We start from the raw sequence: 15,792 nt of genomic DNA on the forward strand, positions 1-15,792 counted from the left end.
GGAAACCGTTTTAGAGCCAGCATTGTTGCAGGTGCCGCTTTTGATCGTGTTGAAGTGCGATTGGGAGGTTTGGTTTCAGCAGTAACAAGTTTAGATATTTATCAGGCTGCTTACCGATATAAAGCTCCTGCGATTACAGGTACTACAACAATTTGTAATGGACAGACCACTACACTGACAGCCACGCTAGGTGCCGGTGAAACAGTTGAATGGTACAGTGCAGCAACCGGCGGCGTCCCATTAGTAAATACAGCGTCGTATACAACACCGCCTTTAAATGCCGATACAACTTATTATGTAGCCATTACCAGAAATGGTTGTCTAAACAGTGAGCGTAATCCGGTATCGGTAATAGTGCAAAGCCCTATATCCCCAACGATTACGGCTGTTCCAACAACAATTTGCAGCGGACAGACTGCTGACTTAAGTATTCAGGCACCGGTTCCGGGTACAGTTTACAATTGGTTCGATGCAAATATAGGAGGGAACTTAGTGTTTACAGGGACTTCCTTTACTACACCTGCCTTAACAGCCGACATTACTTATTTTGTTGAAGCTTCAATAGGAAGTTGTACAGCTGACCGTAGTCCCTTCAACCTTATTGTAAATCCATTACCAGCAGTTCCGGTACCATTATCATCAAATGTGATTATTCAGTCTGGTCAGAATGTAATGTTAGGCATTTCAAATCCTGATCCCGGAATATCTTATGTTTGGTACGATGTTCCAACAGGAGGTACTGCTTTAGCAACTAATACAAGTACTTATACTCCAACTCCGGCTTTAACGGCAAATAAAACATTTTATGTTGAAGCTACGGATATCACTACAGGTTGTGTAAGTAGTTCGAGAGCAGTAATTGATGTTGTAGTAATTAATACGGTTAGTAATTGCTTGCAGGCTAATGCTCAGGTTACAACTTTAGATCCGGGGCTTTTATGTGTTGGATGTGGAGCAACCAATCCGGGTGGTTCTGTTGACGGAGATATAAATACAGCCGCTACTCTTACCATACCAATTGGAGTACTGGGAAGTTATATTCAGCAAACCTTAACTTTCGCTTCAGCAGGTGAGGCCGGAGATATTATAGACGTCGAATTGGAAGTTCCGGGTGGACTTCTTGATATAAGTGCTTTATCTTATATTACTTTGGCAACCTATAACGGAGTGACTTATAATAATGACAGAGTTGCAATTAATAATAATTTATTGAATGTACAATTATTATCAGGAAACCGATTTAAAGCTAGTTTTACTACAGCTGCAGTCTTTGACAGAGTGGAAGTTCGTTTAGGCGGTGTAGCAACATTATTGACTAGTGTGAATATTTATGGCGCTTCTTACAGATATCCAAATGCGGTAATAACCGGAGCAACAACAATTTGCGCAGGAGATGCAGCTTTATTAACAGCTGCTTCAACAGGAACAGAAACGTTTACATGGTATGATTCTCCAACGGCTGGAAGTATAGTGGCTGTAAATCCAACACTTCCGTTAAGTAATACGACAACTTATTATGTTGAAGCAGCGCGCGGAGCTTGTATTAACAGCGTTCGTCAGCCTGTTACCATTACTGTAAATCCATTAGCAACACCTGCAGATGTGATTCTTACAAGTCCCTTGGAAGCTTCCTGCTCCGGAGCGGTTGTATTGGCTCCGACCTCTGCTTTAGCGGGAGCTCAGTTTAGATATTATACCAGTCAGGGTAAAGATCAGGAAATTATAACAGGATCTGTTGTAGCAACCCAGCCAGGAGTAACTTTTGTTAAAGATGTTACAACTGGTGCCCTTACGGTTTCAGGGCTTACTGCTTTAGGAGCTCCTTATAATTATTATGTTTCTGTGACTAACGCAGGTACTTGTGAGAATGTCATTAATACTTTAAAACAAGTAAATGTTACCATTCCTACAGTTACACCTTTAGCAGTAACAACACCTTTGCCGGCAGGTTGCGGAAGTGTAAACTTACGAGATGCCATAATAGGTTTTGATACAACAGGAAATACGACCTATACTTTTTATGATGCGTCCAATAATATCATAACCGAAAATGCAGCAGGAAATATAACAGCAAGTGGTGTTTACTCAATTCAAGCTCAAGGTAACGGTGTTACATGTCCATCTGTTAAACTACCAGTAACAGTTACTGTCAACCCGTTGCCAAGTTTGGTTGTAAATCCATCAGTTTCAGTAAATGCAGGTTCTTCTGTGACTTTAACTGCAACATCAAACGGTACATTAACCTGGTTTGATCCTCAGGGGAATACGCTGACAGGACCACCCTTTACAACAGGAGTTTTGAATACACCGGGAGTCTATACATATACGGTAGTAGCGAGTAATGCCAATTGTTCTGTTACAGGAACTGTTTCTGTAAATGTGATAGACCCGGGTAACTGTCCATTACTGGCAGAAAGAGTTTACGCTACAGGACAAACCCAGGGCTCAATTGTAACAGGAGGTGTTACGAATCCAACTGCAGCTGTAGATGGCAATCCGCAGACCTTTTCTACCATTACAACAGGAGTCGGACTTTTAGGTGTAGGAACCACATGGCAAAATCTGACATGGCCTGCCAATATTGTAAAAGGAACTCCGGTAACTATAAAATTAGGATCTGAAGCCAGTGTTTTAGCGGTAGGACAAGATTTGTCCATTATTGGAACTAAAAGCGGGGTTGATATCGGAACGATGCAATCTATTTCAGGATCATTAGTGAATTTAATCTCAGGAGATAATTCATTCGAATATACTTTTGTTCCCTCAAATACTTCAGGACCTCAGGATTATGACGGAATAAGAATTCAGTCCGCATCACTTTTAAGTGTTGCTCAGAATACAAAAGTATTTGACGCTTATTACACCAGACCAGTATCTACAGTAACCTGTACTCCGGGGGATATACAAGACATCTATTATGGAGCTACAGATTTAGGTCTTCCGATCGGGGCTTTAACTGCCACTGTGGGGGTTAGTGATGCTTTGAATGTCGCGGATAATGATATCACCACTTTTGCAACAATGTATAGCGGGGTTGGTGCTCTTGCTGCTGCAGATTTAACAGTAGCATTTAAAACACCATCCATTGTGAGTGATACCTTAAGAATCGTGGTTTCAAAACCAGGAGTTCTTTTAGATGTTAATTTGCTAACAGGATTCAGTATTCAACGTTATTTAGGTAATGTTGCAGTTGGGGCTCCAATTCAGAATACAAGTACACTGTTAAGTGTAAGATTGCTGCCGGGAAATACGATGTCTATGGTACTTGTATCTTCTCAACCAGAACCTTATGATCGAGTTCGCATTCGTTTTGGCGGAGTTGCAGGAGTATTAGAATTCCTTAGAGTTCATACCGTTGAGCGCGTAGCCAATACAAAAGTAATAGGAGGAGACCTTAATAATAAAGTAATAGTCTGTCCGGGAAGTCCTGTCACGCTTCAGATACCGGCTGATGCCTGTTCAACCTACACATGGTACGACTCGCCTGTTGGAGGAAATGTTGTCGCTAATGGTATTACGTATACAGTACCAGCTACATTGGCAGCAGGAATTTACAAATATTATGTACAGCCGGTACGTTACGGTTGTGAGGCATTAGCAAGAGGAGAAGTAACTGTAGAAGTAAAAGCTTCAAGCCCGGAAAATGCTTTAACAAATATTACTTTAAATGGAGGAACAGCTACTTCAGTTTGTTCACCAACCGGTACTATAACATTAGCAACAAGCCTGAGTGGAACTCCTGCATTGACAAATCCAATATACTATTGGTATAGTTTTGACGGAACAACTAGTCAGTTAATTCCGGGAGAAATTACTTCTCAATTGATTGTAAATGGTTTAACACCGGGCACCTATACATATTATGTTGGAGTAAGCTCTACTGAATTTTGTGAAACTGCAGCCGCAGACAGAAAACAGATTACATTGACGATTTTACCTCCTTCAGGCACAAATGATATTTCAGTTGCTGATATAGCTGTGTGTCACGACGTACCTGGAGTATTAACACCAACAGCAAGTACGCTGACCAATCCGGTATTTACCTGGTATTTTGATGCCAATAAAACCCAGCCCATAACAAATGGCCTTGTGGTAAGCGGATTGACTTATGCGATAAGCGCTACAGGTGTTTTAACAGTAACAGGTTTAACACGTGCAGTAAGTCCAATTACTTATTTTGTCGCAGTGGCAAGTGATGCTACTTGTGAGAATATTGCAGGAACACTTCAATCAGCAACAATAATTGTAAATGACCCTGCCACGCCGACAACAACAGATACGACACAAGATTTCTGTTTGGTAGATGCACCGACTTTTGCCAGCATTCAGACCAATCAGCCAAATGTGGTTTGGTACAGTGCTTCGAACGGCGGAGCTCCAATTCCTGCAACAACAGCTTTGACTAGTGGTACTTATTACGCTGCTTTATTGGATGCGGCCACAGGATGTGAAAGCTCAGTTCGTTTATTGGTTACAATTTCTGTAACCGATCCGGCCACACCAACAACAATAGATACCACACAAGACTTCTGTTTGGTAAATGCACCAACTTTTGCGAGCATTCAGACCAACCAGCCTAATGTGGTTTGGTACAGTGCTGCAAACGGTGGAGCTCCAATTCCAGCTACAACAGCTTTGACTAGTGGTACTTATTATGCTGCTTTATTGGATGCTGCCACAGGATGTGAAAGCTCCATAAGATTGGCCGTTACTATTTCCGTAACTGATCCAGCGACACCAACGACCACAGATACTACACAAGACTTCTGTTTGGTAAATGCACCGACTTTTGCGAGCATTCAGACCAACCAGCCTAATGTGGTTTGGTACAGTGCTGCAAACGGCGGAACACCAATTCCTGCCACGACAGCTTTGACTAGTGGTACTTATTACGCTGCTTTATTGGATGCGGCCACAGGATGTGAAAGCTCAGTTCGTTTATTGGTTACAATTTCTGTAACCGATCCGGCCACACCAACAACAATAGATACCACACAAGACTTCTGTTTGGTAAATGCACCAACTTTTGCGAGCATTCAGACCAATCAGCCTAATGTGGTTTGGTACAGTGCTGCAAACGGTGGAGCCCCAATTCCTGCCACGACAGCTTTGACAAGTGGTACTTATTATGCTTCTTTATTAGATGCAGCCACAGGATGTGAAAGTTCCATAAGATTGGCCATTACGATTTCCGTAACCGATCCGGCCACGCCAACAACAACAGATACCACACAGGACTTCTGTTTGGTAGATGCACCAACTTTTGCAAGCATTCAGACCAATCAGCCAAATGTGGTTTGGTACAGTTCTGCAAACGGCGGAGCTCCAATTCCTGCGACAACAGCTTTGACTAGCGGTACTTATTACGCTGCTTTATTGGATGCTGTAACAGGATGTGAAAGTTCAGTTCGTTTATTGGTTACAATTTCAGTAACCGATCCGGCCACGCCAACCACAACAGATACCACACAAGACTTCTGTTTAATAGATGCACCAACTTTTGCGAGCATTCAGACCAACCAGCCTAATGTGGTTTGGTACAGTGCTGCAAACGGCGGAGCTCCGATTCCTGCTACAACCGCTTTGACCAGTGGTACTTATTACGCTGCTTTATTGGATGCCGTAACCGGATGTGAAAGTTCAGTTCGTTTATTGGTTACAATTTCAGTAACCGATCCGGCCACGCCAACCACAACAGATACCACACAAGACTTCTGTTTGGTAAATGCACCAACTTTTGCCAGCATTCAGACCAACCAGCCTAATGTGGTTTGGTACAGTGCAGCAAACGGCGGAGCTCCAATTCCAGCGACAACCGCTTTGACTAGCGGAGTTTATTACGCTGCTTTATTGGATGCCGTAACGGGATGTGAAAGTTCCATAAGATTGGCCGTTACCATTTCAGTAACCGATCCGGCAACGCCAACTACCACAGATACCACACAAGATTTTTGTTTGGTAAATGCACCGACTTTTGCGAGCATTCAGACCAATCAGCCAAATGTGGTTTGGTACAGTGCTTCGAACGGCGGAGCTCCAATTCCTGCTACAACAGCTTTGACAAGTGGTACTTATTATGCTTCTTTATTGGATGCTGCAACAGGATGTGAAAGCTCCATAAGATTGGCCGTTACCATTTCAGTAACCGATCCGGCAACGCCAACAACAACAGATACCACACAAGACTTCTGTTTGGTTGATGCACCGACTTTTGCAAGCATTCAGACCAATCAGCCAAATGTGGTTTGGTACAGTGCTGCAAACGGCGGAGCTCCAATTCCTGCGACAACAGCTTTGACTAGCGGTACATATTACGCTGCTTTATTGGATGCTGTAACAGGATGTGAAAGTTCAGTTCGTTTATTGGTTACAATTTCAGTAACCGATCCGGCCACGCCAACAACAACAGATACCACACAGGACTTCTGTTTAATAGATGCACCAACTTTTGCGAGCATTCAGACCAACCAGCCTAATGTGGTTTGGTACAGTGCTGCAAACGGCGGAGCTCCAATTCCTGCAACAACAGCATTGACTAGTGGTACTTATTATGCTGCTCTGTTAGATGCTGCAACAGGATGTGAAAGTTCCATAAGATTAGCCGTTACGATTTCCGTAACTGATCCGGCAACACCAACGACCACAGATTCAACACAAGATTTCTGTTTGGTAAATGCACCGACTTTTGCGAGCATTCAGACCAATCAGCCAAATGTGGTTTGGTACAGTGCTGCAAACGGCGGGGCTCCAATTCCTGCAACAACAGTTTTGACCAGTGGTACTTATTACGCTGCTTTATTGGATGCTGCAACAGGATGTGAAAGTTCAGCTCGTCTATTGGTTACAATTTCAGTAACCGATCCGGCAACGCCAACTACCACAGATACCACACAAGACTTTTGTTCGGTAAATGCACCAACTTTTGCAAGTATTCAGACCAATCAGCCTAATGTGGTTTGGTATAGTACTGCTACAGGCGGAACAGCTATTCCTGCTACGACAGCCTTGACTAGTGGTGTTTATTACGCTGCATTGTTAGATGCTGCAACGGGATGTCAAAGTTCAGTTCGTCTATTGGTAACTATCTCAGTAAATGATCCGGCAACGCCAACAACTACAGATGATACACAAAGTTTCTGTATAACAGCTGCGCCAACAGTTGCAAATATTCAGGTAAATGAACCAAATGTAGTATGGTACAGTACTCCTACGGGCGGTACAGTAATTGCTTCCACTACGCCATTAGTAAATGGAACGTATTACGGTGCTATATCAAATCCAACGACAGGTTGTGAAAGTGTTACAAGATTGCAGGTAATAATTACAATTAACAACACTACAGCAACGCCAACTACAAATTCAGCAACTCAAAACTTCTGTTCGGTAAATGCGCCAACAGTTGCTAATATCCAGGTAAATGAACCAAATGTAGTTTGGTATAGTACTTCAACAGGTGGAACTGCAATTCCTGCAACAACAGCGTTGGTAACAGGCTACTATTACGGTGCTATCGCCAGCAATGTAGGTTGTGAGAATCCGGTAAGACTAATAGTGATGGTAAATGTAAATACGCCGGGAATAGTTACTACTCCAAGAACAACGCAAATATTTTGTTTATCCGATACGCCAACAGTTGAAGATATAGTAGTAAATGAAGCTAATGTTGTTTACTACTCTTCAGCAACAGGAGGAACACCGCTGGCTGCAAACACGCCGCTTACCGCTGCAACTTATTATGCCGTAGCACTTAATAATACAACCAATGGATGTGTGAATACTTCCCGTTTAGGAATAAAAGTAGAATTTGCAAATGATGCTCTTGTGCAAATTACAACAAGCGATGATACACCATGTGTATTCCAGGGCGTTACTTATTCTATTGCAAACGGAAAATCAAATTATGTGTGGTCAGTTTCAAACGGTACCATTCTTACCGGAGGCGGAACAGCTGATGATTCTGTAACAGTTTCATGGTCTGATATTGGTTCGGGAACAGTTAGTGTAACGTATGTGAATACTTGTGATGAAACCACAACTAAATCATTAACCGTTATAGTAGCAACATGTTCAGATCTGACTATAACAAATACAGTTAATAATCCAACTCCGAATTTTGGAGATGAGGTTGTCTTTACAATAACGGTAAATAATGTTGGACAGGGTGCTATTATCAATACACTGGTAAGTGAATTAATCCCTAGCGGTTACAGTTTGGTATCCTTCACAACATCCGCCGGAGTTTATGATCCTGCAACTCAGGTGTGGACAATTCCAACTTTAAGTGGTGGAGAAAGTGAAACCCTGGAAGTTAAACTTCTGGTATTGCCAAGTGGAAACTATAACAATGTTGCAACAATCGAAATTTCAACTCCTTTAGATGTTGATCCTACAAATAATTCGGCTACGGCTTTTGTGGAGCCAATTTGTTTGACAGTCTACAATGAGTTCACTCCAAATAATGACGGACAAAATGATCTTTTCAGAATTGATTGTATCGAAACACACCCAAATAATGAATTAAAAGTATTCAACAGATACGGTGCGTTGGTATACAGCAAAATGAAATATGAAAACGATTGGGATGGAACTGCGAATGTATCGGGAGTTATTAATAGAGGAGATATGTTGCCTACTGGTACTTATTTTTATGTGATAGACACCGGAGATGGAACGGTTAAAAAAGGATGGTTATCTATAATGAGATAATCCATTATTAATCTTATCTAATTAATTAAACTAAATAAGTATCGTTATGAAACTATATATAAAATCATTAGAAACGTATTTCATTTTAATATGTTCTTTTATCACGTTTTGCGCTTCTGCGCAACAAGACCCGGAATACACGCAGTATATGTATAATACGATGTCGGTAAATCCTGCTTATGCAGGATCTACCGGAGCATTGGAGGCTGCACTTTTGTATCGTTCACAATGGGTTGGAATTGATGGGGCTCCGGAGACACAATCATTTTCTATTCATGGGCCGCTTCGAAATGAAAAAATCGGTCTCGGTTTAAGTATTGTCAATGACAAAATCGGACCATCCGACGAGTTGTATGTTGACGGAAACTTTGCTTATTCAATACCTCTTGGATATGAAAAAAGATTGGCCTTCGGATTAAAAGCCGGTATGCGAATGCTGAATATAGACTGGTCCAAAGGAAAATATTATGATAATAACGATAATTTGTTAAATCAGAATATTAACAATCAGATGAAATTAGCCGTTGGTGCCGGGATTTATTATTATACCGATAAATGGTATTTGGGAGTTTCGGTTCCTAGTTTTATTCAGAGTACTTACTACGATGATGTTCAGGAATCTATAGATTACGATCGTTTACATTATTATTTAATGGGAGGGTATGTGTTTGATTTGAATCCGAATTTAAAATTCAAACCGGCATTTTTGGTAAAAGCAGTAAGTGGAGCCCCACTTACTGCTGATGTTTCAGCAAATTTCATGATTGCGGAAAAATTTGTAATTGGCGGCGCTTACAGAACAGACGATTCTGTGAGCATACTGGCAGGTTTCCAGATATCAAAAAGCTTTTATATCGGATACGCATTTGACTACACAGTAAGCGAATTGAACAAGTATAATGATGGTTCACATGAAATCATCCTGCGCTATCAGTTTAATAAAGGCGAAAGCAAAATCAAATCTCCTCGATTCTTCTAAAAACAAACTCTATGAAAAAATTATATATCCTAAGTTTAGTCCTGAGTTTTACGATTGGTTTTGCTCAGACTAATTTAAAAAAGGCAGATGCGTTGTTTAAAAACTATTCTTATGTAGATGCTTCTAAAGCTTACGAAGAAATTTTACAAAACATCAAGAATCCGTCCACACAGACGCTAAAGAATGCGGCCGATTCGTATTATTTTATTTCAGATGCAAGAAATGCGCTGAAATGGTATAAAAAATTATACGAAGCACAAGGTAACAATCTGACAGACATTTACTATTTGCGTTACATCCAGTCCTTAAAAGGGGTTATGGATTATGACGAAGCCAATAGAATGATCAAAGAATATCTGGATAAAAAAGGAGATCAGAATGAAATTAACAGATATGCCGCCCAAAAGAAGCAGTTGGACAGTCTCTCGAAAGCGAAATCTCTTTATAGTATAAAAAATCTCGATATCAATACCAGTAAATCTGATTTTGGTGCTACTTTTTTCCAGGATAAAATAGTGTTTACCTCCGCAAGGGATACTACAAAATTTAGTGAAAAATTATACACCTGGAACAATCAGCCTTTTCTAAATCTTTATGTAGCCGAGCGCAATCCGGCAGACGGAAGCTTGTTCAATGAAGTTTTGTTTATACCAAACGTAATGACAAAATACCATGAAGCAACGGCAACCTTTGATGCTCAGGGAAAAACAATTTATTACTCGACCAACATTGTCAAGAAAAATAAACTGGTTATAGATGAGACCAAAACCAATAATTTTCAGATAATTAAAGGGTCGATTGTAAATAACAAATTAGAAAATCCTGAAAAAGTTTTTTTTGACAGTGATGAGTATTCTGCAGGACACCCTTCGTTAAGCGATGACGGGCGTTGGCTTTTCTTTGCATCAGATATGCCTGGCGGATACGGCGAAACCGATTTGTATTATGTGAAAATTTCCGATGATGGTACGATGAGTTCCCCTGTAAACCTGGGACCAAAAATTAATACATTGGGGAATGATCTTTTTCCTTTTTTTAGCAACGGAACGCTTTATTTCTCTTCAGACGGGCATTACGGATTAGGGGATTTAGATGTTTACGAAAGCAAATTCCTGGCAGATGGAACATTTTCTGTTCCGCGTAACCTGGGAGAACCAATAAACAGTAACAAAGACGATTTTTCTTTTATAATTGACAAAGCCGATAATTTCGGTTATGTCTCGTCCAACAGAGCAGATGGAAAAGGTGATGATGACATTTATTCTTTTGTAAAAGGAAAACCGGTCTGCAATCAGAATATTTCCGGTATAGCCGTTGACAGGAAAACCAAATTACCGCTTACCGATGTTGTAATCATGGCATACAATTCCTATAGTGACGTTCTGAATGAAACAAAGACCAATTATGAGGGTAAGTATGCAATCGTAGTGCCGTGTGGAAAAGTCGTTAAACTGCTGGCAGCAAAACAGAACTATAGTAATGACGAAAAAACAGTTCAAACGGGAAATGATAATGAGGGCGAAATTAAGGATATTAATTTTGAACTTAGCAATTATGACGACTTAGTAGTGAAGAAAAAAGGGGTTGAAAAAGTAGATGTTAACCCTATTTATTTTGATTATGATAAGTATGATATTACACCTTTGGCAATAGAAGAGCTGACAAAAGTAGTTTTTATCATGCAGAAATTTCCTAACATCAGAATCAAAATAGAATCACATACCGATTCTCGCGGAAAAGACGCTTACAACCTGAAACTATCCGATAACAGAGCCAAATCAACCCGCGATTATATTATTTCTCAGGGAATAGATGCTTCAAGAATCGAGAGTGCGATAGGTTATGGCGAAAGCCGGTTGATTAATAAATGTAAAAATGGTGTGAAATGTACCGAAGCGGAGCACTTGCTTAACAGACGTTCAGATTTCATTATCATTCAAAAGTAACTCTATATTTATGTCCAAACTGGCTTATGGCCAGTGTAAAGATATAGAACTTAAAAACCATTTGGAAGTTGGTTTTGATTAATTCTTTTTTAAAGAATAATGGACAAAAAGGAAATCAAGTTGCATTTTTTTGCAACTTGATTTTTGATTTTTAAAACTTTTGCATTTTTATGTTTTTCAGGGAAAATAATCCTAATTTTATTGCTAGTTTTGATTTTTATAAAATAGAATTAATTAGTTTTTGCATAATGGAAGATTTAAAAAAATACTTTTTAGGACAATTTGATTTATATCAAATAGATGGGAATTTATTTTCGGAAGAAAGACAGATTAATTTTGATAAACTTAAAATTGATTCTAGAGAAAAAGAAGTATTAGTCTCAGTTTTAAAAGAAAAAAATGCAACTCTTGATGAGGTTAAAATAATTACCAAAGGTTTAAGAGAGAGTCTAAAAGAACATAATTTAAATTATTATGAAAGAGGAGTAACTAAAATTCCTGATTATGATTATGACGTTCTCTATAAAATTCTTAAAAATTTAGAAGAATTAATAAATGAAACTGTTCCGACAAGTATTACTCAAAGGATTGGTTTTAATCCTTTAAAGGATAAAGGAAAAAGTAAAAAGAAGTATGAGACATCGACTAAGTACTTTCAAACTTTTGATCATCTTTTTAAGATGTATTCTTTAGATAATTCTTACTCAAAAGAAGATATTGATGATTGGGAACTTAAAAATCAGAAAAATTTAGGATTAACAAATATTGAATTTGTTTGTGAATTAAAATATGATGGAGCATCGATAAGTTTGCAATATGTAAATGGTGAATTATTTCAAGCTTTGACAAGAGGCGATGGTAATTCAGGTGAAGATGTTACAGAAAATATAAAGACTATAAATTCTATACCTAAAAAACTTATAGGAGATTTTCCTTCCAGCTTTTTTGTTAGAGGTGAAATTGTTTTGCCGTTAAGTGGATTTGCAAAAATAAATCAAGAGCGACTAGAGGCTGGTGAGCAAGTATATATGAATCCCAGAAATACAGCTAGCGGAACTTTAAAATTAAAGAATCCTCTAGAAGCTGCAAAAAGACCATTAGAATTTTTGATTTACTCAGTTATAATGGATCGTTCTATAAATGTATATTTTGATAATCATTTTGAAAGTTTAGAAAAAGCTAAGAAATGGGGATTTAATGTTCCATATCAATCAAAATTATGTAAATCAAGCAACGAAGTCATGGAATTTATAAATTATTGGAATACTGAACGACACGATTTACCGTATGAAACTGATGGAGTTGTTGTAAAAGTGAATAATTTACATTTTCAAGATGAATTAGGATTTACTGCAAAGTCTCCTCGATGGGCTATAGCATATAAATTTAAGGCAGAACAAGTTTCTACTAAATTAAATTCTATTTCTTATCAAGTAGGTCGTACAGGTGCCATCACGCCTGTAGCTAATTTAAAACCGGTACAGTTGGCAGGTACTACAGTAAAAAGAGCTTCCCTGCACAATGCTGATCAAATTGAAAAATTAGATATTCGTGTTGGAGATGAGGTTTTCGTAGAAAAAGGCGGTGAAATTATACCTAAAATTATAGGTGTGGATTTTTCAAAACGTTCACTAGATTTACTTCCTACAAAATACATTACACATTGTCCGGAATGCCATACCGAACTGGTAAGAAATGCAGGTGAAGCCAATCACTATTGTCCTAATTTCTACGGATGTCCTCCACAGATTATAGGAAGAATCCAACACTATATTTCCAGAAAAGCAATGGATATTGAAGGTCTTGGAGGTGAGACAGTCGCGCTGCTTTTCAAAAACGGATTGGTTCATAACTATGCCGATTTATATGAATTGAAAGTAGAAGACATTTTGCATTTAGAAAGAATGGCAAAAAAATCTGCTGAAAATCTGGTAAACGGAGTGCAAAAGTCAATAGAAATTCCATTCGAAAGTGTCTTGTTTGCACTTGGAATTCGTTTTGTGGGGGAAACGGTTGCCAAAAAATTAGCCAAACATTATAAAAATATTACCGCATTAAGTCAGGCTTCCCTGATGGAGTTGATTTTAGTAGATGAAATTGGCGAACGTATCGCCAGAAGTGTCATTGAATTTTTTGAAAATGAAGAAAATCAGAAAATTATAGAACGCTTAAAAAGTTATGGCGTTCAATTTGAAATTGTTGAAAAAATAAACCCAAATGCAACAGAGAAATTTATCGGAAAAACATTTGTGGTTTCAGGTGTTTTTGCTCAGTTTTCAAGGGATGAATTAAAGAAAACCATAGAAGACAACGGAGGAAAGGTTGGAAGCTCCATTTCTGCCAAAACAGATTTTGTGGTTGCAGGAGATAATATGGGACCAGCCAAATTAGAAAAGGCAAATAAATTAAATATTCCGATATTGTCTGAAGAAGATTTTATAACGAAACTAAATGAAAGCGAATAAACCGTCGTTAATCCTGTTTTTTCTCGCATTACTCTGTACCATAATTTTTGATTGTACAGGACAGGATTTTTTGGCCGTTTATGCAAAAGCGATTGTACTTCCTGCAATTTTTTTCTACTTTTTAATTAGCAGCAATTACAAAATTGGAAAAACAGAAGCTTTTATTTTTTTCTTTTGCTTTGTTGGTCAGGTCTTTGATCTGATGGAAGTGGAAGTCTCTAAAATTGGTGCAGTACTCAGTTTCTTACTGGTATATATGTTGCTGCTTCGGTTTTTTATAGTCAACCATAAAAGAATAAAGCTCAGAAGAAAAGATATTTTGCCGGTATTTATAGTGGTTGTTTTTATAATATACTTACTGATTTCAGTACTGAGCCTGCAGTCAGACAGTATAAAAAAGTTTAATTTTATTTATACTTTTTACGGAATTGTACTAAGTATTTTAAGTTATTTTTCATTTGTAAGTTACATCACAAAAGGAACCCACATTACATTGCTAATGTCTCTGATGGCGATAAGCTATATATTTTCAGACATATTTTATATCTTCAATGAATATTTTTCCTTTTCAGTTGTTCTCGTGCTGATTCGTGACATCACCCAAATCCTGGCTTACTATTTTATGGCAGAATATTTCCTTGAAAAAACTAAAACCGGGAAAAGGATTATTATACAATAATCGATTTCCCCTGATTGGTATGCGCTTTGTCCTTATCAAAATAAAAATCAATACGGCCTAAATTAATGCCGTAGCATCCCACCTGATTTACCAAAACATTTTCACCCGCTTTGTTCTTTACGATAGTTGGTTTGTCTAAAAAAGTATGCGTATGCCCGCCAATAATTAAATCGATATCCTGGGTTAATTCCGCTAATTTCAAATCACAGATTTTAGTTGGGTCATCTTTGTAGTTATAACCTAAATGCGAAAGACAGACAACCAGATCACATTTTTCCGTTTTTTTCAATAATTGCGTCATGTCCTGTGCAATTTCTACAGGATTGTTGTAAACCGTTTCCTTGTACATTTGTTTGTCTACCAGACCGGCAAGTTCAATTCCAAGGCCAAAAACACCAACTTTGATTCCGTTTTTATTAAAAATTTTATACGGTTTAACAAGTCCGTTCATTACCGTATTTTTAAAGTCGTAATTCGAATTTATAAATTCAAAAGTTGCATGCGGCATCTGAGCGTATAAACCATCCAGACCATTGTCGAAATCATGATTTCCTATCGTTGAGGCATCATATTTCATCATGCTCATCAATTTAAATTCAAGCTCACCACCATAATAATTAAAGTATGGAGTTCCCTGAAAAATATCACCTGCATCTAATAAAAGTACGTTTGGATTTTCTTTACGTATAGTTTCTATAAGAGCAGCTCTGCGGGATACACCACCTTTGTTTGCATTACGCGGATCATCAGCCGGAAAAGGGTCAATATGGCTGTGAACATCGTTAGTATGTAAAATAGTTAAGTGTTTAATATCGTTAGTTTCAAAACTGCTTAATGACAGTCCTAAGCTTAATAAGGCAGTACTGGCAGCTGTTTTCTCGATAAATTCTCTTCTTTTCATTTTTTATGTTTTTTACTGAAACGATATTGTAATTTGTAATGTTTTTTTGGCCACGAATTTCACGAATTGGTATTTTTTATCAACATTAGGATTGGTGTAAATCCGTGAAATTTGTG

General features: G+C 38.4%; 6 protein-coding genes. 5 read left to right on the plus strand and 1 reads right to left on the minus strand.

Annotated elements, in window-relative coordinates; translation table 11 throughout:
- The first annotated feature begins 54 nt into the window (after window positions 1-54).
- From EV142_RS06205 to EV142_RS06225, 5 genes are all read left to right on the plus strand, one after another.
- Complete coding sequence (locus tag EV142_RS06205; protein ID WP_244606810.1) at window positions 55-8,706, plus strand: Ig-like domain-containing protein; 8,652 nt, start codon at window positions 55-57, stop codon at window positions 8,704-8,706.
- 46 nt (window positions 8,707-8,752) lie between these two features.
- Complete coding sequence (locus EV142_RS06210) at window positions 8,753-9,685, plus strand: PorP/SprF family type IX secretion system membrane protein (RefSeq protein ID WP_132033583.1); 933 nt, start codon at window positions 8,753-8,755, stop codon at window positions 9,683-9,685.
- Window positions 9,686-9,696: 11 nt separating this feature from the next.
- Window positions 9,697-11,631: an OmpA family protein gene (locus EV142_RS06215; protein WP_132033585.1), complete on the plus strand. Its 1,935-nt coding sequence runs from the start codon at window positions 9,697-9,699 to the stop codon at window positions 11,629-11,631.
- Between the two features lie 170 nt (window positions 11,632-11,801).
- Window positions 11,802-14,096 carry an NAD-dependent DNA ligase LigA gene (gene ligA / locus EV142_RS06220; protein WP_238698660.1) on the plus strand — a complete coding sequence of 765 codons (2,295 nt, stop codon included), beginning with the start codon at window positions 11,802-11,804 and terminating at the stop codon, window positions 14,094-14,096.
- Window positions 14,083-14,775 (plus strand): lysoplasmalogenase family protein, encoded by a 693-nt coding sequence (locus EV142_RS06225; RefSeq protein WP_132033587.1) that lies wholly within the window; start codon window positions 14,083-14,085, stop codon window positions 14,773-14,775. The genes ligA and EV142_RS06225 overlap by 14 nt, the downstream gene beginning before the upstream one ends.
- Here EV142_RS06225 and EV142_RS06230 read toward each other — a convergent pair.
- On the minus strand, window positions 14,765-15,676 hold the full coding sequence (locus EV142_RS06230) for a bifunctional metallophosphatase/5'-nucleotidase (RefSeq protein ID WP_132033589.1): 912 nt from the start codon (window positions 15,674-15,676) through the stop codon (window positions 14,765-14,767). The genes EV142_RS06225 and EV142_RS06230 overlap by 11 nt on opposite strands.
- Between the last annotated feature and the right edge of the window lie 116 nt (window positions 15,677-15,792).

It is taken from the genome of Flavobacterium circumlabens, from assembly GCF_004345565.1.
GTDB classification, from domain to species: domain Bacteria; phylum Bacteroidota; class Bacteroidia; order Flavobacteriales; family Flavobacteriaceae; genus Flavobacterium; species Flavobacterium circumlabens.

Coding starts and splice junctions, on each gene's coding strand:
- EV142_RS06210 (WP_132033583.1), top strand. CDS start 8,753: ATGAAACTATATATAAAATCATTAGAAACGTATTTCATTTTAATATGT.
- EV142_RS06215 (WP_132033585.1), top strand. CDS start 9,697: ATGAAAAAATTATATATCCTAAGTTTAGTCCTGAGTTTTACGATTGGT.
- ligA (WP_238698660.1), top strand. CDS start 11,802: ATGTTTTTCAGGGAAAATAATCCTAATTTTATTGCTAGTTTTGATTTT.
- EV142_RS06225 (WP_132033587.1), top strand. CDS start 14,083: ATGAAAGCGAATAAACCGTCGTTAATCCTGTTTTTTCTCGCATTACTC.
- EV142_RS06230 (WP_132033589.1), bottom strand. CDS start 15,676: ATGAAAAGAAGAGAATTTATCGAGAAAACAGCTGCCAGTACTGCCTTA.